This window comes from Kitasatospora sp. NPDC003701, assembly GCF_053587085.1.
Genome location: NZ_JBSFNM010000005.1, coordinates 76,603 through 95,202, shown reverse-complemented (window position 1 = coordinate 95,202; position 18,600 = coordinate 76,603). Strand labels below are relative to the sequence as shown.

General features: G+C 74.2%; 15 protein-coding genes. 13 read left to right on the top strand and 2 right to left on the bottom strand.

The features are described 5' to 3' along the window. Nucleotides 1-39: 39 nt before the first annotated feature. The 8 genes from ACWDRR_RS06815 to ACWDRR_RS06780 all read left to right on the top strand — a co-directional run bounded on the left by ACWDRR_RS06815 (nucleotide 40) and on the right by ACWDRR_RS06780 (nucleotide 9,110). Complete coding sequence (locus ACWDRR_RS06815; protein WP_449771111.1) at nucleotides 40-1,269, top strand: histidine kinase; 1,230 nt, start codon at nucleotides 40-42, stop codon at nucleotides 1,267-1,269. Then, nucleotides 1,257-1,901: a response regulator gene (locus tag ACWDRR_RS06810; RefSeq protein WP_449771110.1), complete on the top strand. Its 645-nt coding sequence runs from the start codon at nucleotides 1,257-1,259 to the stop codon at nucleotides 1,899-1,901. Before ACWDRR_RS06815 ends, ACWDRR_RS06810 begins: the two co-directional genes overlap by 13 nt. A 2-nt stretch (nucleotides 1,902-1,903) precedes the next feature. Further along, nucleotides 1,904-2,686 (top strand): DUF4097 family beta strand repeat-containing protein, encoded by a 783-nt coding sequence (locus ACWDRR_RS06805; RefSeq protein ID WP_449771109.1) that lies wholly within the window; start codon nucleotides 1,904-1,906, stop codon nucleotides 2,684-2,686. 289 nt (nucleotides 2,687-2,975) lie between these two features. Continuing rightward, nucleotides 2,976-4,082 (top strand): tRNA dihydrouridine synthase DusB, encoded by a 1,107-nt coding sequence (dusB, locus tag ACWDRR_RS06800; protein WP_449771242.1) that lies wholly within the window; start codon nucleotides 2,976-2,978, stop codon nucleotides 4,080-4,082. A 564-nt stretch (nucleotides 4,083-4,646) separates the two neighbouring features. Then, nucleotides 4,647-7,355 carry a pyruvate, phosphate dikinase gene (gene ppdK, locus ACWDRR_RS06795; protein ID WP_449771108.1) on the top strand — a complete coding sequence of 903 codons (2,709 nt, stop codon included), beginning with the start codon at nucleotides 4,647-4,649 and terminating at the stop codon, nucleotides 7,353-7,355. Nucleotides 7,356-7,682: 327 nt separating this feature from the next. Next, nucleotides 7,683-8,201, top strand: a complete 519-nt coding sequence (locus ACWDRR_RS06790) for a ribonuclease domain-containing protein (protein ID WP_449771107.1) — start codon at nucleotides 7,683-7,685, stop codon at nucleotides 8,199-8,201. 106 nt (nucleotides 8,202-8,307) lie between these two features. Continuing rightward, nucleotides 8,308-8,793, top strand: coding sequence for a hypothetical protein (locus ACWDRR_RS06785; protein ID WP_449771106.1), 486 nt, complete (start codon nucleotides 8,308-8,310; stop codon nucleotides 8,791-8,793). Continuing rightward, complete coding sequence (locus ACWDRR_RS06780) at nucleotides 8,793-9,110, top strand: transcriptional regulator (RefSeq protein ID WP_449771105.1); 318 nt, start codon at nucleotides 8,793-8,795, stop codon at nucleotides 9,108-9,110. Before ACWDRR_RS06785 ends, ACWDRR_RS06780 begins: the two co-directional genes overlap by 1 nt. Before the next feature lie 21 nt (nucleotides 9,111-9,131). On the opposite strand, the gene ACWDRR_RS06775 is transcribed toward ACWDRR_RS06780, so the two are convergent. Continuing rightward, entirely contained in the window at nucleotides 9,132-10,127 is a 996-nt protein-coding gene (locus ACWDRR_RS06775) for a hypothetical protein (RefSeq protein WP_449771104.1), read from the bottom strand. Nucleotides 10,128-10,237: 110 nt separating this feature from the next. Here ACWDRR_RS06775 and ACWDRR_RS06770 point away from each other — a divergent pair, with 110 nt between their 5' ends. After that, the gene (locus ACWDRR_RS06770) at nucleotides 10,238-11,485 is read left to right on the top strand and encodes an ADP-ribosylglycohydrolase family protein (protein WP_449771103.1); all 1,248 of its coding nucleotides are present in this window, start codon (nucleotides 10,238-10,240) and stop codon (nucleotides 11,483-11,485) included. A gap of 45 nt (nucleotides 11,486-11,530) precedes the next feature. Here the strand turns inward: ACWDRR_RS06770 and ACWDRR_RS06765 are convergent, their stop codons facing one another. Further along, nucleotides 11,531-12,256, bottom strand: coding sequence for a GNAT family N-acetyltransferase (locus tag ACWDRR_RS06765; protein WP_449771102.1), 726 nt, complete (start codon nucleotides 12,254-12,256; stop codon nucleotides 11,531-11,533). 689 nt (nucleotides 12,257-12,945) lie between these two features. Here ACWDRR_RS06765 and ACWDRR_RS06760 point away from each other — a divergent pair. From ACWDRR_RS06760 to dnaG, 4 genes are all read left to right on the top strand, one after another. Continuing rightward, a complete protein-coding gene (locus ACWDRR_RS06760; protein WP_449771101.1) occupies nucleotides 12,946-13,890 on the top strand; it encodes a PAC2 family protein in 945 nt (314 codons plus the stop codon). Nucleotides 13,891-14,024: 134 nt separating this feature from the next. Continuing rightward, nucleotides 14,025-15,020 carry an SGNH/GDSL hydrolase family protein gene (locus tag ACWDRR_RS06755; protein WP_449771100.1) on the top strand — a complete coding sequence of 332 codons (996 nt, stop codon included), beginning with the start codon at nucleotides 14,025-14,027 and terminating at the stop codon, nucleotides 15,018-15,020. 142 nt (nucleotides 15,021-15,162) lie between these two features. Further along, nucleotides 15,163-16,473 carry a deoxyguanosinetriphosphate triphosphohydrolase gene (locus tag ACWDRR_RS06750; protein ID WP_449771099.1) on the top strand — a complete coding sequence of 437 codons (1,311 nt, stop codon included), beginning with the start codon at nucleotides 15,163-15,165 and terminating at the stop codon, nucleotides 16,471-16,473. Between the two features lie 53 nt (nucleotides 16,474-16,526). Beyond that, a complete protein-coding gene (gene dnaG, locus ACWDRR_RS06745) occupies nucleotides 16,527-18,434 on the top strand; it encodes a DNA primase (RefSeq protein WP_449771098.1) in 1,908 nt (635 codons plus the stop codon). Nucleotides 18,435-18,600: the final 166 nt, after the last annotated feature.

Sequence of the window (18,600 nt, the reverse complement as noted above, 5' to 3'; positions counted from 1 at the left end):
CATGGCGGAAGTCGATCTTCGCGCCCTAGGCTGTCCGTCATGCCCTCCACCCCGTTGCGCCGCGCGCTCGCCAGGAGCGTCGGGCGACCCCCGTGGTCGGCCGCCGTCCTGCACGACACCCGCTTCATAGCCGCCGGCATCCCGCTGGCCGCGCCGATCTGGCTGGCGCTCAGCTACTCCAAGCTCTTCCTGCCGGTCGTCGGCCTCTGTCTGCTCAGCCTGCGCCTGCTGACGGCGGCCCAGCGCGGCCGGCTGCGCACCCTGCGCGGGGTCGAGGTGCCGCCGCTGCTCCGGCCGGCCGGCACCCCGGCCGGCCTGCTGACCTGGCTGCGCACCGGGGTGAGCTGGCGCCAGGTCGGCTACCACCTGCTGGCGGCCCCGCTGCTCGCGCTCGGCGCGCTCGGGGTGCTGTACACCTGGGGCGCGGGCCTGGTGATGGCCACCGTGTTCGGCTGGGCGTGGCTGATGCCGCCGTCGAACCCGGCGCGCGAGTCGCTGGTGACGCTGGACGTCCCCGTCACCGTGGGCGGCGCGGTCCTGCTCTTCGGACTGCCCTGGGCGACCGCCCTGCTGGCCCGGCTGGAGGAGTGGGTGGCCGTGCGGCTGCTCGGTCCGGGCCGGGCGGAGGCCCTGGAACGCCGGGTCGAGGAGATCGCCGAGAGCCGGGCCGGTCTGGTCGACGCCGTCGACGCCGAGCGCCGCCGGATCGAGCGCGACCTGCACGACGGCGCCCAGCAGCGGCTCACCTCGCTGGCGATGAACCTGGGCCTGGCCCGGCGCACCTTCAAGGACGCCCCGCCCGCGATCATGCAGGTGATCGTGGACGCGCACGAGGAGGCCCAGGCCGCCATCGACGAGCTGCGGGACCTCGTCCGCGGCCTGCACCCGGCCGTGCTGGAGGACCGGGGCCTGGACGCGGCGCTGTCCGGCATCGCCGCCCGCTCGCCGCTGCCGGTGCGCCTGGACGTCGACCTGACCGAGCCGGTCGCCCCGACCGTCGAGGCGGTCGCCTACTTCACCGTCTCCGAGGCGCTGACCAATGTCGCGAAGCACGCCCGGGCCTCCCGGGTCGACCTCTCGGTGCGGACGGCCGGCGGCCGGCTGCGCCTGGTCGTCAGCGACGACGGTGTCGGCGGCGCGGACGCCGCGCTCGGCACCGGCCTGACCGGGCTGCGCAAGCGCGCCGCCTCGGTCGACGGCACGCTGTCCGTTCTCAGCCCCTTCGGGGGCCCCACCACCATCACCGTGGAGTTGCCGTGCGCGCTGTGATCGCCGAGGACTCGGTCCTGCTCAGGGTCGGTCTGGTCAAGGTCCTGGAGGCGGTGGGCTTCGAGGTGGCCGCCGCGGTCGGGGACGCCGAGGCGCTGCTCGCCGCGGTGGAGGAGCACCGCCCGACGGTGGTGGTGGCGGACGTCCGGATGCCGCCCGACTACACCGACGAGGGCGTCCGGGCCGCGCTGATGATCCGCCGGCAGTGGCCGGAGGTCGCGGTGCTGCTGCTCTCCCAGTACGTGGAGGAGCGGTACGCGGCCGACCTGCTGGCCACCAACACCAGCGGGGTGGGCTACCTGCTCAAGCAGCGGGTGGCCAATGTGGACGACTTCGTGGACGCCCTCCAGCGGGTGGCCGAGGGCGGCACCGCGCTCGACCCCGAGGTGGTCGCCCAGCTGCTGGTCCGCCGCCACCGGGATCCGCTGGAGAAGCTGACCCCGCGCGAGCGGGACGTGCTCGGCCTGATGGCGGAGGGCCGCTCCAACGCGGCGATCGCCGCCGCCCTGGTGGTCAGTGACAGCGCGGTGGCGAAGCACATCAACTCGATCTTCACCAAGCTCGATCTGCCGCCGGCCGACGACAGTCACCGCCGGGTGCTGGCCGTGCTGCGGTTCCTGGAGGTCGGGTAGCCGTGCGGGGAGGTCGTGGCTGGCGGGTCACCGGGACGCTCGCGCTGGCCTTCGTCGTGGTGTTCGGCGCCGTGCAGACCTGGGCGATGGTGGTCCAGCAGAAGACGGTGTCCGAGCGCACCTACCGGGTGCCGGTGACCAGGGTGGAGCTGGACACCGGGACGGCGGCGGTCCGGATCCGGCCGGGGGCGCCGGGACGGGTGCTGGTGAAGCAGTACCTGGACTGGACGGTCCGCAAGCCCTCGGTCTCGGCCGTCTTCGACGGTGACGTGCTCACCGTCCGGATGCGCTGCAACCAGCTGCTGCCGGTCGTGGACGTCGGCTGCGACGCCCTGATCGACCTGGAGGTGCCGGCCGAGACGTCGGTGTCCGGCGGCGGGACGTCCGGCAGCATGGAGGTCCGGGACCTGACCGGGGACGTCCGGCTCTCCGCGACCTCGGGGGCGATCCAGCTGTCCGGGCTCTCCGGCCAGGTGTACGCGCGCACCACCTCCGGTCAGCTGACGGGCACCGGCCTCACCTCCCCGCGGGTGGAGGCGAGGGCCTACTCCGGGGAGGTCGACCTGGCCTTCGTACGACCGCCGCACCTGGTGGACATCGGCGCGACCTCCGGCTCGGTGTCGCTCGGCCTGCCGAAGGGCTCCCGCTACGCCTTCGACGCCGGTGGGGGCTCCGGCTCGGGGAACCGGCACATCGACCCCGAGCTGGCCGACGCGGCCGGCTCCGACACCGTCCGGGTGGTGACCACCTCGGGCGAGGTGCGGGTCGTCTCCTCGACGGGCTGACCGGGCGGGGCCGCCCGAGGCCCGCCGGAGCCCGGCCGGAACCCGGCGGCGGGTGGCCGGGAGCCCCGGCCGGAGCCCCGTCCGACAGCGCCGACCGGCCCCGACGCGCGGTGGGGGACAATGAAGAGTCCCGAACCCCCGTCCACGAGGTCAGCCGCGCATGACAGTCACGCCCGACACCACCGCGTCCGCGACCGCGCCGGCGCCCGCGTCCGCCGCGGCACCCGCCGGCGCGCCCGCCGCCGCGTCCGCGACCAGCACCGGGTTCGCTCCGCTGACGATCGGCCCGATGCGGGTGTGGCCGCCCGTCGTGCTGGCGCCCATGGCCGGCATCACCAACGCGCCCTTCCGCACCCTCTGCCGCGAGCAGAGCGGCGGCAAGGGCCTGTACGTGAGCGAGATGATCACCACCCGGGCCCTGGTCGAGCGCAACGCCAAGACCATGCAGCTGATCAAGTTCGACGCGAGCGAGAAGCCGCGCTCGATCCAGCTGTACGGGGTGGACCCGGTGACCGTCGGCAAGGCCGCCCGGATGATCGCGGACGAGGGCCTGGCCGACCACATCGACCTCAACTTCGGCTGCCCCGTCCCCAAGGTGACCCGCAAGGGCGGCGGCTCGGCGCTGCCGTACAAGCGCAACCTGCTGCGGGAGCTGCTGCGCGAGGCCGTGGCCAACGCGGGGGACCTCCCGGTCACCATGAAGATGCGCAAGGGCATCGACGACGACCACCTCACCTATCTGGACGCGGGCCGGATCGGCGCCGAGGAGGGCGTGGCCGCGATCGCCCTGCACGGGCGCACCGCCGCCCAGCACTACGGGGGCACGGCGGACTGGTCGGCGATCGCCCGGCTGCGCGAGTCCGTCCCCCCGCACATCCCGGTGCTCGGCAACGGGGACATCTGGTCGGCGGACGACGCGGTGCGGATGATGCGCGAGACCGGCTGCGACGGGGTGGTGGTCGGGCGCGGCTGCCTCGGCCGGCCGTGGCTGTTCAAGGACCTGGTCTCGATCTTCGAGGGCGAGGTCGACTACGCCCGTCCGAGCTTCGCCGACGTGGCGCGCGCGATGGTGCGCCACGCGCAGCTGCTCGGCGAGTGGATCGGGGACGAGGCCCGCGGCGTGATCGACTTCCGCAAGCACGTCGCCTGGTACACCAAGGGCTTCTCGGTCGGCTCCGAGCTGCGGGTGAAGCTGGCGAACTCCTCCTCCTTGGCCGAGTTGGCCGAAACCCTGTCCATGGTGGAGCAGTCCCAGCTCTGGCCGGCCGGTGCGGACGGCCCGCGGGGGCGCACCAGCGGCAACAACCGGGTGGTTCTGCCGGAAGGCTGGTTGGACGATCCGTATGACTGCGCTCTCCCCAGTGCAGACGCCGAATCGGACACCTCCGGCGGATGATCTGTCCGTGATGGCGAAAATGGCCCTCGACGGCCTCTCGCCACCACGTCCCAGCCCTCTTGTCCTCTCTGGACAAGAGGGCTCCTTTTTGGCGCGCCGATGTCACGGAACGAGCACGAATCTGGACGCAGTGCGACGATCGGCGGAGGAGGCCTACGTTCGACGGGCGAGATGCGTCCGTGACGCTTGCCACATACAGTGGCGACTGACGGCCCTTCAGAGGACGAAATGGACAGGTCGGAGGGGAATCGCTTCCCGAAGGGGGGTGGCGCGGGATCGGGTGCTGGGGGTGCAGGAAATCAAGCCGGGGCAACACGCTGGACCGCCGACCGCTACCCTCCGTCCCCTTCGTGTGATCTTCCGGTTTCCTTGTGTTCAAGAGTTGAATGAATGCTCGCGTCATCCGGACGATTTCACCAACAGAGGTGAACACCTTTACGTGCATTAGATCTGTTGGGTTACCACCGGGTACCGGCCTCGTACGGCCTATTGGCGGCGCGGAAGCGCCTTCGAAATGGGTATGTTCTCCGGCGTCAGGGCAACCGTGTGCGAGGAGACCGACCCGTGCCGTCCCAGCAGAAGTTTGTTTACTCCTTCACCGAAGGAAACAAGGACCTCAAGGATCTTCTTGGCGGCAAGGGCGCGAACCTGGCCGAGATGACCAACCTGGGCCTCCCCGTCCCTCCGGGGTTCACCATCACCACCGAGGCCTGCAAGGTCTTCCTGGAAACCGGCAGCGAGCCCGCCTCGCTGCACAAGGAGATCAGCGCCCACCTGGACGCCCTCGAGCAGGAGATGGGCAAGCAGCTCGGCCAGGCCGACAACCCGCTGCTGGTCTCGGTCCGCTCCGGGGCCAAGTTCTCCATGCCCGGCATGATGGACACCGTCCTGAACATCGGCCTCTCCGACGCCTCGGTGGTCGGTCTGGTCGCGCAGTCCGGCAACGAGCGCTTCGCGTGGGACTCCTACCGCCGCCTGGTCCAGATGTTCGGCAAGACCGTGCTGGGCGTCGACGGCGAGCTGTTCGAGGAGGCCCTGGACGAGGCCAAGCACGCCAAGGGCACCACCAACGACCTGGACCTGGACGCTTCCGACCTCCGGGAACTGGTCGAGGTGTTCAAGGGCATCGTCGAGCGCGAGACCGGGCGGGCCTTCCCGCAGGACCCGCGCGAGCAGATGGACCTCGCCATCCACGCCGTCTTCCACTCCTGGAACGGCGACCGGGCGCGGCTCTACCGCCGCCAGGAGCGCATCCCGAACGACCTGGGCACCGCCGTCAACGTGTGCTCCATGGTCTTCGGCAACCTCGGCGAGGACTCCGGCACCGGTGTCGCCTTCACCCGTGACCCCTCCACGGGCGCCGTCGGCGTCTACGGCGACTACCTCTCCAACGCCCAGGGCGAGGACGTCGTCGCCGGCATCCGCAACACCCTGCCGCTCGCCGACCTGGAGCAGCTCGACAAGAAGTCGTACGACGAGCTGATGGCGATCATGCAGAAGCTCGAGAACCACTACCGCGACCTCTGCGACATCGAGTTCACCATCGAGCGCGGCAAGCTCTGGATGCTCCAGACCCGGGTCGGCAAGCGCACCGCCGCCGCGGCCTTCCGGATCGCCGTCCAGCTGGTCGACCAGGGCCTGATCGACCTGGACGAGGCCCTGATGCGGGTCACCGGCGGTCAGCTCTCGCAGCTGATGTTCCCGCGCTTCGCGCCGAACGCCGAGTCCAAGCAGATCGCCTGGGGCCTGGCGGCCTCGCCCGGCGCCGCGATCGGCAAGGTGGTCTTCGACTCCTACACCGCCGTCAAGTGGTCCCGCTCCGGCGAGAAGGTCATCCTGGTCCGCCGCGAGACCAACCCGGACGACCTGGACGGCATGATCGCCGCCGAGGGCATCCTCACCTCGCGCGGCGGCAAGACCTCGCACGCCGCCGTGGTCGCCCGCGGCATGGGCAAGACCTGCGTCTGCGGTGCCGAGGATCTGGAGGTCGACACCAAGCGCCGCCGGATGACCACCTCCGACGGCCTGGTGCTGGAGGAGGGCGACGTCGTCTCCATCGACGGCGCGACCGGCAAGGTCTACCTGGGCGAGGTACCCGTCCTCCCGTCCCCGGTGGTCGAGTACTTCGAGGGCACCCTGCACGCCGGCGCCGACGTCCAGGGCGGTCTGGTCCAGGCCGTGCACCGGCTGATGTCGCACGCCGACGTCCGCCGCCGGCTGGCCGTGCGGGCCAACGCCGACAACGCCGAGGACGGCGGCCGCGCCCGCCGCTACGGCGCCCAGGGCATCGGCCTGTGCCGCACCGAGCACATGTTCCTCGGTGAGGAGCGCCGCAAGGAGGTCGAGCACCTGATCCTGGCGGACAACGACAAGGACCGCGAGACCGCGCTCTCGACCCTGCTGCCGCTGCAGAAGGGCGACTTCCTGGAGCTCTTCCAGGCGATGGACGGGCTGCCCGTCACCGTCCGCCTGCTCGACCCGCCGCTGCACGAGTTCCTGCCGGACATCACCGAGCTGTCGGTGCGCGTCGCCCTCGCCGAGGCCCGCAAGGACCCGAACGAGAACGACCTGCGCCTGCTCCAGGCGGTGCACAAGCTGCACGAGCAGAACCCGATGCTCGGCCTGCGCGGCGTCCGCCTCGGCCTGGTCATCCCCGGCCTGTTCGGCATGCAGGTCCGCGCCATCGCCGAGGCCGCCGCCGAGCGCAAGCTGGCCGGCGGGGACCCCCGCCCCGAGGTGATGATCCCGCTGGTCGGCACCGTCCAGGAGCTGGAGCTGGTCCGCGACGAGTGCGAGCGCGTGCTGGCCGAGGTCGCCCAGTCCACCGGCGTCCAGCTGGACATCAAGCTCGGCACCATGATCGAGCTGCCGCGTGCCGCCGTGACGGCGGGCCAGATCGCCGAGGCCGCCGAGTTCTTCTCCTTCGGCACCAACGACCTCACCCAGACGGTCTGGGGCTTCTCCCGGGACGACGTGGAGGCCTCCTTCTTCACGGCCTACCTGGAGAAGGGCATCTTCGGGGTCTCCCCGTTCGAGACCATCGACCGCGACGGCGTCGGCGCGCTGGTCAAGCACGCCGTCGAGGCCGGCCGGGCCACCCGCCCCGACCTCAAGCTCGGCGTCTGCGGCGAGCACGGCGGCGACCCGGAGTCGGTGCACTTCTTCCACGAGGTGGGGCTGGACTACGTCTCCTGCTCCCCCTTCCGGATCCCGGTGGCGCGCCTGGAGGCAGGCCGCGCCGCCATCGAGACGGCGGGCAGCGACTCGCGCTGAGTGCGGCGCCCCGGCCAGGCATCGGCCGGGGCACCGCCGGCGCGGCTCTGTCGCTGACCGCACCCCCTCCCACCGGGAGGGCGTACACCGGAGCTCGGCGCAGGAGAACCGGCGTACGTAACGCGAGCGGGGCGGGAACGGACAACGGCGTCCGTCCCCGCCCCGCTGGCATGTCTGCCCGCAGGTCTGCCCGCCCGGCCGCCGCCCGGCCCCGCGGTCTGCCCGCAGGTCTGCCCGCCCGGCTGCCCGGAGGGGCGTCGCGGCCGTGGCCGGGACCACGCGTGTGGCTGGCCGGCCGTGCCCCGGCCGGCTGCCAAGCTGGAGCGCATGACCAGCAAGAACCGCCTGTCCGCCCTGGTGGCCGTCCTGATCTGCGTGATCGCCGCGGTCGCCGGGTACCTCCTCTCGGACGACGGGCCGGACCACCCGAGGGCCGCCGCCTCCGCCGCCGCCTCCGCGGGCGCGACCGCCACGGGCCCGAAGCCCTCCGCGCCCAGGCCGTCCCCGCCGGCCGGCACCACCGCCCCGGCCCCGGCCGGCGGCTGGGTGCCCACCGATCCCGCGCTGGCCGACGTCTGCCGCACCAAGCTGCCCGGTCAGGCCCTGGACACCCTCGGTCTGATCGCCAGGGGCGGCCCGTACCCGTACCGCTCCGACGGCATCGTCTTCGAGAACCGCGAGAACCGCCTGCCGCGCAAGGCCTCCGGCTACTACCACGAGTTCACCGTCGTGACCCCCGGCTCCGGCGACCGCGGCGCCCGACGCGTCGTCACCGGCAGTACCGGGGAGCAGTACTGGACGGCCGACCACTACGGCTCCTTCCAGGAGATCGACGCGCGCTGCTGAGCCCCTACGAGTCGGGAAGTACTTTCCATCATGGAAAGTAGATGCCATAGTGGAAGCACCGACAACGCGGGGTGCCGTGCGCACCCCGGCCATCCAGGGGGATTCCATGAACGCCGTCGAGACGAACGCCGCCGAACCCGTCGACCTGTCCGCGGCGGAGGCGTTGCGGCTGGCCGAGAAGGCCCGGGCCGCCGCCCGGACCCCGGGCCGCCTGCCCGGCTGGTACGGCCCGGCCTTCGCGGTGGCCTTCACCGTCTACGGCATCGGCGTCGGGCAGGCCATCGGCGCCGACGCGGGTTGGCTGAGCGGGGTGTTCGGGGGGCTCTTCGCCGCGATGACGGGCGTCCTGGCCCGGCTCGCCGTCAACCAGGGGGGCATCATCCACCGGCTGACGCCCGGCCTCGGGCGCCCGGTCCTGCTGGCCGTCCTCGGGGTGATCGCGGCAGGTCTGGCCGGGATGCTGCTCACCTGGCTGGCGGGCGGCGGCGCGCGCTGGATGGGCGCGGTGGCCGGAGCGGTGGCGGGCGCGGCGTTCTGGGCGGCCACCGTCCGGCTCAACGCGCGGACCCGCCGGATGCCGGCGGCCGGCTGATGCCCGCCGCGCTCGACCCGCTGCTCCAGCACCCGACCAGGCTCACCGTCCTCGCCTTCCTGAGCGCCTGCACCGAGGCCGAGTTCGCCGTCGTCCGCGACCACTGCGAGGTCTCCGACTCGGCGCTCAGCAAGGCGGCGGCCGCCCTGGAGGAGGCCGGCCACGTGGCGGTGAAGAAGGGGTACGTCGGCAAGCGCCCGCGGACCTGGCTGGCCGCCACCAAGGCCGGCCGCAAGGCGCTGGCCGCCCACCTCGCCGAACTCCAGCGGCTGGTGGCCGCGGCCGAGGCCGCCGGCGCCGCGCAGGGCCGGGACTGAGTCCGGGCCCCGCCTCGCGCCCTACCGGGCCCGGCGCCAGCCGATCCGCGCGTGCGGGCCGTGCGGACCGGTGGCGAGCAGGGTGCGCAGCTCCCGCAGCACCGGCTCCGGCTCCCGCCGCAGCTGGACCGGGGTGGCGCGGACGACCGGGAGGCCCGCCGCGGTGAGGCGGTTGGCCCGGGCCAGGCTCCGCTCGTGGTCGGCCGGGCGCAGGTGCCAGGCCCGGGAGTCGATCTCCAGCGCCACGCAGGCCCGCGGCCAGTAGGCGTCGGGGACGGCGAGGAAGCGTCCGTCCAGGAACAGCACCGGATTCCAGAGCGGCTCCGGCAGGCCGGCCCCGCGCAGCAGCTCCCGGGCCTCGCCCTCGACGACCGAGCGCACCCCGGCGGCGAGGTCCTCCACCACCTGCGCGACGCGCGGCACGGCCAGTGCCCCAGGCCGGGCGAGCAGCTGGTCCAGCAGCTCGCCGAGATCGCAGTGCCGCCGCTGGACCGCCTCCGCGCAGAGCGCCCGGAACCGTCGCTGCCCGCTCTCCCGGGGCGCGAGGTCGGCCAGCGCCCGGGCGACCGTCGCGCTCCAGAGCCCGTCGTCCCGCTCGAACCCGCCCGGCATCGGCCCGCGGGCCCGGTGGATCCGGACGAAGTCCCGGTCCGCGACCCGGCGCGGGCCCGGGATCAGCACGTCGACGCCCGCCAGGTCCGCCGGGTGGCCGGCGGACGGCAGCCCGGCCGAGGCCAGCACGGCGTCCCCGGTCAGCAGCACCTCGCCGGGCCGCGCCGGCCGCCCCTTCGGAGCCGCGTACGCCAGCGCCGCGCGCAGCCGCTGATGGGCGGTCAGCCGACCGTTCTGCAGGCAGATCACCCGCGGCAGCACCTGTTGCCAGGGTCCGGCCGGCCGAAGCCGGTGGGCGATGGTGCCGGGCGGCACCCCGAGCCGGCGCAGCTGCGCCCGGGTGACGATGTGCTGCTGGTCGGCGCCGAGCAGCAGCAGGGGGTCGAGGAGGTCCGTGCGGGTCATGCCGGGGTGCTTCCCGCCGGGGTCGGCGGTATGCGGAACATCGCCCGTCGGGGGAGCCGCCCGCAAACGGTGTTGACGCGGTGTCGGCCGACCGGGTGAGCTTGGCGGCGATGACGACCCTTCACACCGGCCCGGCGCTCGACGCGCTCAACGGCCTCTCCGTGGGCGACGCCCTCGGCGCCCAGTTCTTCGTCCCCGAGACCGCCGCGGCCCACTTCGCCGCCCGTACCGCCCCGCCCGGCCCCTGGCCGTGGACCGACGACACCGAGATGGCCTGTTCGGTGTACGCGGCCCACACCGAGCGCGGCTCCCTCGACCTCTTCGACCTCACCCACGCGTTCGCCCGCCGCCACGACTTCGACCGGGGCTACGGCCCGGCCGCCAACCGCCTGCTCCGGCTGGTCCGCGAGGGCGGTGACGCCCGGGCCCTGGCCGCCGAACTCTTCGACGGGCAGGGCTCGTACGGCAACGGCGCCGCGATGCGGATCGCCCCGCTGGGCGCGCTGTACGCCGCCGATCCGGAGGGGGTGATCCGGCCGGCCGCCGAGTCGGCGCTGATCACCCACACCCACCCGCAGGCCGTCGACGGCACGGTCGCCGTCGCGGTGGCCACCGCCCTCGCGGTACGGGCCCGGACCGAGGCCGTGACGCCGAAGGGCTTCCTGGAGGACGTCCGCCACCGCACGCCGGCCGGCGCCGTCCACGACGGTCTGACCGAGGCGATCGCGCTGCTGGCCGAGCCGGACCTCCGGGTCGCCGCGCGGGTGCTCGGCAACGGCAGCCGGACCAGCGCCGCCGACACCGTCCCCTACGCCCTCTGGTGCGCGGCCCGCGGGCTCACCGACTACCGCGCGGCCGTGCTGGAGGCGATCGGGGCCGGCGGGGACATGGACACCGTCGCCGCCGTCACCGGCGGCGTGGTCGCCGCGCACACCGGTACCGCCGGCATTCCCGCCGCCTGGCTGGCCGCCCGCGAGCCGCTGCCGGCCTGGGCGTTCCCGGAGCCCGGCGGCGTCCCCGACGGCCGGGGCACCCCGCGGATGCGGATCCCGCGCCCGCACCCCGTGCCGGACGTGGTGTGGACGGAGGAGCAGTGGCAGCGGATCCGGACGGGGGCGGCGCCGGCCGCCCTGGACGGGCGGTGGCGCGTCCACACCCGGGAGGGCGCCCTGTGGTTCTGCCGCCCGACGGGACACGCCGTCTTCGAGGTGGCGGTCCGCCGGGTGCGGGCCGGCTGGCGTCCGGTCTCCGCGGTCGTCGAGGCGAGCCACGACCGCTGGCCGGCCTCGCCCGGGGCCGACCGCGACCTCGACGTCCTCACCCGGCTGCTGGGGGTCGCCGCCACCGGCGAGTGGTGAGCCCCGGGCGGTGACCCTCAGGCGGTGACCCTCAGGGGGTGACCCTCAGGCGGTGATCAGCTGCCCGCTGCCGCCGTGTCTAAGGCACTCCTGGTTGATCGCGCGGTCCGGGGCGCTCGGCGAGGTGGCGGCGGCGATCCGCAGCTCGATGATGTCCCGCACGGCGGGCCACTCGGAGTCGAGGATCGAGTAGAACGCGGTCGAGCGCACCACCCCGTCCAGCCCGCGCGAGTGTGCCCGGCGCACGCCCTCCGACGTCGCGCCGAGGCGCTCGATCGCGGACCGGGAGCGCAGGTTGCGGGCGTCCGCGCGCATCGAGATCCGCTGCACCCGCCACTCCTCGAAGGCGTACCGCAGCATCAGCAGCTTCGCCTCGGTGTTGACGCCGGTGCCCTGGGCACGCGGGGAGAGCCAGGTGTTGCCGATCTCGGCGGCGTCCGGGACGGCCGTGGCCGGGTCGCCGAACGGCACGCCGGGCACCGGCGGCCAGACGACCGGGCCCTGCCAGTAGTCGAGTTCGAGGAACCGGGTGGAGCCGACCACCCGGCCGTCCGCGAGGCTCACCGTCGCGAACGGCAGCGCCCGGCCCGCGGCCTGGTCGGCGAGGGCGCGCGCGATGTAGTCGCGGGCGGCTTCCAGGCCGTGCGGGACGGGGGTGAAGGCGTAGGTCGTACGGTCCTCGGCGCCGGCCTCGGCGATGGCCTCGGCGTGGTGCGCGGCAAGGGGCTCCAGCCGCACGGTGCGGCCGGTGAGGATGACAGGTACGGGCACGGAACCTTCGGTCCTTCATCGGTCGGAGGGCGCGTCCCGCGCCGGGGTGCGGCTCGGGCTGCGTGGACGTTCGCCCCGGCCCCGGTGGTCCGTCCGCCCGTGCCCGTGCGTGCCGGAGGCCGGCGAGCGGGGTGGGGGCGGCGGCCCGGAGACGGGCAGCGCGGTGCCGGAGCGGACACGGGTCGACGGACCGGTCCGGCGGGATGAGCGAGGGGACAGTGTGCGTCCGCGAGATGGCCGAAGAGGAAACGAGAGCGCGAAGGGAAGCAGGCGGCCAGATGAAGGCAAGATGCGTCGTGGGTGGCTGGCCGAGCACCGGGCCGGGACGTGATCGACGGCGTTACGGACGACGTGACGACGACGCGACGATGCGAGGCAGCGAGAGGACGATACCCGCCAGAAGGCGGTGCGTCACCTCGCGGCACACGAATGGGCGCGCGGGCCTCCCGGACGCGCGCCCGGGAGGGCCTTCGGGCGCCCGTGACCAGCGGGTTTGCCGCCGGGTGCGATCATGGTCCGGACGGCACTTCGGCGCGGCGCCGGGGGCACCGCGGCCGGTCGCCGGGCGTTCACCGCGGAAGCGGCCGCGCGACGGCCGGGCGCGGCGGGAATTCCGGCGGCGCCCGGCACGCTGCAGACGACGAGAAGCCGGTACGAGTCGACGAGTAAAGAACGGGGTTGGGTGCGCGGTGCGTGATCCCCAGGCGCTGTACGAGCTGGATCAGCAGGGCGTGGCCGCCGTGGCCGCGGCGAAGGCCGCGTTGGCCGACACCGGCGCGGGCCTGGTGCTGCTCCACCACTTCGAGGGCTTCATGGACGCCGGCGAGGCCGGCGGCCAGGTGGTGGCCCACCTGCTGGAGGAGGGCGCGCCGCAGGTGGTGGCCCGCTTCGACCACGACCGCCTGGTGGACTACCGGGCCCGCCGCCCCGCGATGGTCTTCGACCGCGAGCACTGGGCCTCCTACGACCCGCCGGAGATCCTCCTCCAGCTGGTCCACGACGCGGCCGGCTCGCCGTTCCTGCTGCTCACCGGGCCCGAGCCGGACGTCGAGTGGGAGCGCTTCGCGGCCGCCGTGCGCCAGCTGGTCGAGCGCTTCGAGGTCCGGCTGACGCTGGACTTCCACGGCATCCCGATGGGCGTGCCGCACACCCGCCCGGTCGGCCTGACGCCGCACGGCACCCGGCTGGACCTCGCGGCCGGCTACCCGCAGTGGTTCGAGCAGGCCCAGGTGCCGGGCAGTGCCCAGGCGCTGCTGGAGTACCGGCTCGCCGAGGCCGGCCACGACGTGCTGGGCTTCGCCGTGCACGTGCCGCACTACGTGGCGCGCTCGGCCTACCCGGCCGCCGCGGTGCTGATCCTGGAGGCCGTGCAGTCGGCCACCGGCCTGGTGCTGCCGGGCACCCGGCTGCGCGAGCGGGTGGGCGAGGTGTACGCCGACATCGAGGAGCAGCTGGCCCACGGGGACGGCGAGTTGCGCTCGGCGATCCGCGGCATGGAGGGCCAGTACGACGCCGTGGCGGGGGCGGAGGGCCGGGAGAGCCTGCTGGCCGAGCCGGTCGACCTGCCGTCGGCGGACGAGCTGGGCCGGCGCTTCGAGCAGTTCCTGGCCGAGCACGAGCGCGGTCCCGAGTAGTCCGCGCGCCCCCCGGGTGGCTCTCCGCCCGGGGCGGGAGCGAACGGGCGCCGCCGTTCGTTGGCGGTGAGGTGCCCGGGGGACGGGCCGCCGTGGAGAGGTACGTCGCCGGTTCCGGCCCCCGGGGGGTTTCCATGTCTGTGTCCGCACGCCCGACCGCCGTTCTGGCCGCCGGGCTGGCCGCGCTGCTGCTGGCCGCTTGCAGCGGCGGTGGCGGTTCCGCCGAGGCCCCGGCCGGGGAGGGCCCCCACCCGGTGCGGGCCACCCCGACGCCGACGCCCACCCCGACCCCGCCGCCCACCGGCCCGTACGTCGCCCTCGGCGACTCCTACACCTCGGGCCTGAAGATCTCCCCGCAGGTCGGCGAACCGAAGGGCTGCGCCCGCTCGGCCGTCAACTACCCGTCCCTGCTGGCGAAGGCGCTCGGGCTGGCGGACGGCCAGTTCAAGGACGTCAGCTGCAGCGGTGCCCGCACCGGGGACCTCACCGGCTCCCAGCAGACCGACGGCGGCGGGGCCAATCCGCCCCAGCTGGACGCGCTCTCCCCGGCCACCCGGCTGGTCACGGTCGGGATCGGCGGCAACGACGCCGGATTCATGGAGGTCGTCGGCGAGTGCGCCAAGGAGAACCTGGCGGACGTGGTGAAGAGCCTGATCGGCTCGGAGCGGGCGCCGGCGCCGTGCAAGGACCACTACGCCTCCGCCGGCGGCGCCGCCGACCAGGTGCAGCGCAAGGTGGACGCGGCCGGCGAGCGGCTGGGCCAGGTGCTGCAGGAGGTCAAACGCCGCTCCCCGCAGGCCCGGGTCTACGTGGTCGGCTACCCGACGCTGCTGCCGGCCGACCCGGCGAGCTGCGTACCGGTGCTCGGCCGGGCGGTGGCCGAGGCCGACCTCGGCTTCCTGGCCGAGAAGGAGCAGCAGCTGAACGCGATGCTCAAGCGTCGCGCGGAGACGGCGGGCGCGGTCTTCGTGGACGCGGCCGCGCCCTCGGCCGGCCACGACATGTGCGCCGGTGAGGCGGCCCGCTGGGTGGAGCCGCCCTTCCCGGCCCCCGGGCTGGCGGCGATCCACCCCAACGCCAGGGGCCAGGAGGGCGTGGCCGCCGCCCTGTTGAAGGCGGTCCGGGGCTGATCCGGGGCCGGACCCGCCCCGCCCGGTGCCGGGCCCGGCCCGGCCCGCCCCGGCCGGGCGGCCAAGGTTCACGCCCCGGCCCGCGCCCCTTCGCGCGCGGCACACCCCGGCTGTCGGAGCCGCGGCGTACGGTGATTGGCATATGGACGACACCGCGCACCGCCTCACCGCCGCCCCGCTCCCGTACGACCACGCCGCCGAGGCCCGCTGGGTGCCCGAGCCGGACAAGCGCCCCGGCCGGACGGCGTTCCAGCGCGACCGCGCCCGTGTGCTCCACTCCGCCGCCCTGCGCCGGCTGGCCGGCACCACCCAGGTGGTCGCCCCGATGCGCAGCGACTTCCCCCGCACCAGGCTGACCCACTCGCTCGAATGCGCCCAGGTCGGGCGGGAATTGGGCGCCGCCCTCGGCTGTGACCCGGACCTCGTCGAGACCGCCTGCCTGGCCCACGACATCGGCCACCCGCCGTTCGGCCACACCGGCGAGGAGGCCCTCGACCAGGCCGCCGAGGCCTGCGGCGGCTTCGAGGGCAACGCGCAGTCGCTGCGCATCCTCACCCGCCTGGAGCCCAAGCGCTTCGCCCCGCAGGACGAGCAGCCCGCCCGGCTCGCCCCCCGGCCCGGCCACAGCGTCGGCCTCAACCTGACCCGTGCCGCCCTGGACGCCGCCACCAAGTACCCCTGGACGCACGGCGCGCACCCGGTCGACCCGGCCTCGTCCAAGTACGGCGTCTACGCCGACGACCTGCCGGTGTTCCGCTGGCTGCGGGCCGGAACCCCGCCCGGGCGCAAGTGCTTCGAGGCCACCGTGATGGACTGGTCCGACGATGTCGCCTACTCCACCCACGACGTCGAGGACGGCCTCCAGGCCGGCCACATCGAGCCGGCCGTGCTGCGCGCCCCGAGCGAGCGCGCCGAACTGTTCAAGGTGGCCGAGCGCTACGCCCCGGACGCCGAGCCCGAGGAGCTGGCCGCCGCGCTGGACCGGCTGCTCGGCCAGGAGTGGTGGCCCAGCTCCTACGACGGCTCGGCCCGCGCCCGGGCCGGCCTGAAGGACCTCACCAGCCAGCTGATCGGCCGGTTCTGCCTGGCCGCCGAGCAGGCCACCCGGGCCCGCTACGGCCCCGGCCGGCTCACCCGGTACGCGGCCGAGCTGGTGGTGCCGCGGGACGTCCGGCTGGAGTGCGCCGTGCTCAAGGCCGTCGCCGTCCGCTTCGTGATGCAGCGCGACGAGCAGGCCCAGCTCCGGGCCCGCCAGCGGATCGTGATCGCCGAGCTGGCGTACGTCCTCGCCCAGCGCGCCCCGGACGGCCTGGACCCGGTCTTCGCCACCCTCTACCGCGAGGCGGAGGACGACCGCGGCGCGCTGCGCGCGGTGATCGACCAGATCGCCACCCTCACCGACGCCTCCGCCCTGGCCCTGCACGCCAAGCTGGTGGGAGCGGCCTGGTCGTGAGGAGGCCGCCCCGGCGCGGTCGGTAACCGGCGCCGCCCCAGTAGACTTCCGGGGTGGCCGGGCGGATCAGGGACGAAGACGTACAGGCGGTGCGCAGCGCACTGCCGATCGACGTGGTCGTCGGCGACTACGTACAGCTCACCAACGGTGGCGGGGGTGAGTACAAGGGCGTCTGCCCGTTCCACGACGAGAAGTCCGCCTCCTTCTACGTGAACCCCGCCAAGGGCGTCTTCCACTGCTTCGGCTGCCAGGAGAACGGCGACACCATCGCCTTCCTGATGAAGATCGAGCACTTCACCTTCGCCGAGGCCGTCGAGCGGATGGCCGCCCAGGCCAACATCACGCTGCGCTACGAGGAGGGCGGCTACAGCCCCCGCCACCAGCAGGGCGAGCGCACCCGCCTGGTCGAGGCGCACAAGGTGGCCGCCGCCTGGTTCCGGGAGCAGCTCGGCTCGCCGGAGGCCGAGATCGGCCGGCGCTTCCTCGCCGAGCGCGGCTTCGACGAGGAGGCGGCGGCGACCTTCGGCGTCGGCTACGCCCCGGCCGGGTGGGAGAACCTGGTCCGCTACCTGCGCGGCAAGGGCTTCAGCGACAAGGAGATCCTGCTCGGCGGCCTGGCCTCGCAGGGCCAGCGCGGCGGGCTGATCGACCGCTTCCGGGGCCGGCTGGTCTGGCCGATCCGCGACATCGCGGGCGAGACGGTCGGCTTCGGCGCCCGCCGCCTGCGCGAGGACGACAACGGCCCGAAGTACCTGAACACCCCCGAGACGCCGATCTACAAGAAGTCCCACGTGCTGTACGGCATCGACCTGGCGAAGAAGGAGATCGCCAAGTCGGGCCGGGCGGTGGTGGTCGAGGGCTACACCGATGTCATGGCCTGCCACCTGGCGGGCGTCACCACGGCCGTGGCCACCTGTGGCACCGCGTTCGCCGAGGACCACATCAAGATCATCCGACGGCTGCTGATGGACACCTCCCAGTACCGCGGCGAGACGGTCTTCACCTTCGACGGCGACGCGGCCGGCCAGAAGGCCGCCCTGCGGGCCTTCGAGGACGACCAGAAGTTCGCCGCCAAGACCTCCATCGCGGTCAGCCCCGGCGGTATGGACCCGTGCGACCTCCGGCTGGCCAAGGGCGACGAGGCGGTCCGGGAGCTGATCGACAACCCCGTCCCGCTGTTCGAGTTCGCGCTGCGCTCGGCCGTCGCCCGGCACCGGGTGGAGAACCCGGAGGGCCGCTCGGCGGCGCTGGAGGAGGCCGCGCCGATCGTGGCCAAGATCAAGGACCGCTCGATCCAGCACGAGTACGCCGTCCGGCTGGCCGGCATGCTCGGCATCCTGGACGAGCAGTTCGTGGTCCGCCGGATCTCCCAGCTGGCCCGCTGGGACCGCGAGCGCCAGCAGAACCCGCGCACCAACGGCCAGCAGCGCCGCCCCGAGCAGGCCCAGCCGGTCCGCTCCGCCCAGCCGGCCTTCCGGCTCAACCCGCGGGACCCGGCCCAGTTCGTCGAGCGCGAGCTGCTCAAGCTGGCCCTGCAGCACCCGGACCTGGTCAGCCCGGCCTTCGACCACTACGGCGAGGACGAGTTCCCCACCCCGCCGTACACCGCCGTGCGCCGCGCCATCGGCCAGGCCGGCGGCGCCGCGTACGGGGCCACCCTGGCCGACTTCACCGGCACCGTCCGCGACGTGGCCCCGGACGACCAGGTCCGCTCGCTGGTGACCGAGCTGATCGTCGAGCCGGTGCGCTCGCGCCGCAAGGTGGACGCGATCTACGCCGGGGAGTTCCTGGTCAAGCTGCGGCTGCTGGCGGTCGACCGGCGGGTCGACGAGGTCCGTGCCCACCTCCAGCGGCTCGGCACCCGGGCCTCCGCCGAGGAACTGCACGCGGTGCAGACCGAGCTGTGGCAGCTCCAGCAGTACGGCCAGGGTCTGCGCAGCCGGGGCGCCGCCGCCCTCTGACGGCGCCCCCGGCCCGGTCCGGGGCCCGGCTGCCGCGGGCCGCTCCGTACGGGGCCGGCCGGAGAAAGTCCGCGCACGAGTCTCGGCCACGGAGCGTGGCGTGCCGCACACTGGAGGGCGTCCCACCTCCGTCCTGCGCGGGTCCGCCAGAGTCGCGCCCGCCCCG

Excerpts from the sequence above, each read along its gene's own strand:
- ACWDRR_RS06815 (WP_449771111.1), top strand. The coding sequence starts at position 40 with ATGCCCTCCACCCCGTTGCGCCGCGCGCTCGCCAGGAGCGTCGGGCGA.
- dusB (WP_449771242.1), top strand. The coding sequence starts at position 2,976 with ATGCGGGTGTGGCCGCCCGTCGTGCTGGCGCCCATGGCCGGCATCACC.
- ACWDRR_RS06790 (WP_449771107.1), top strand. The coding sequence starts at position 7,683 with ATGACCAGCAAGAACCGCCTGTCCGCCCTGGTGGCCGTCCTGATCTGC.
- ACWDRR_RS06785 (WP_449771106.1), top strand. The coding sequence starts at position 8,308 with ATGAACGCCGTCGAGACGAACGCCGCCGAACCCGTCGACCTGTCCGCG.
- ACWDRR_RS06780 (WP_449771105.1), top strand. The coding sequence starts at position 8,793 with ATGCCCGCCGCGCTCGACCCGCTGCTCCAGCACCCGACCAGGCTCACC.
- ACWDRR_RS06775 (WP_449771104.1), bottom strand. The coding sequence starts at position 10,127 with ATGACCCGCACGGACCTCCTCGACCCCCTGCTGCTGCTCGGCGCCGAC.
- ACWDRR_RS06770 (WP_449771103.1), top strand. The coding sequence starts at position 10,238 with ATGACGACCCTTCACACCGGCCCGGCGCTCGACGCGCTCAACGGCCTC.
- ACWDRR_RS06755 (WP_449771100.1), top strand. The coding sequence starts at position 14,025 with ATGTCTGTGTCCGCACGCCCGACCGCCGTTCTGGCCGCCGGGCTGGCC.
- ACWDRR_RS06750 (WP_449771099.1), top strand. The coding sequence starts at position 15,163 with ATGGACGACACCGCGCACCGCCTCACCGCCGCCCCGCTCCCGTACGAC.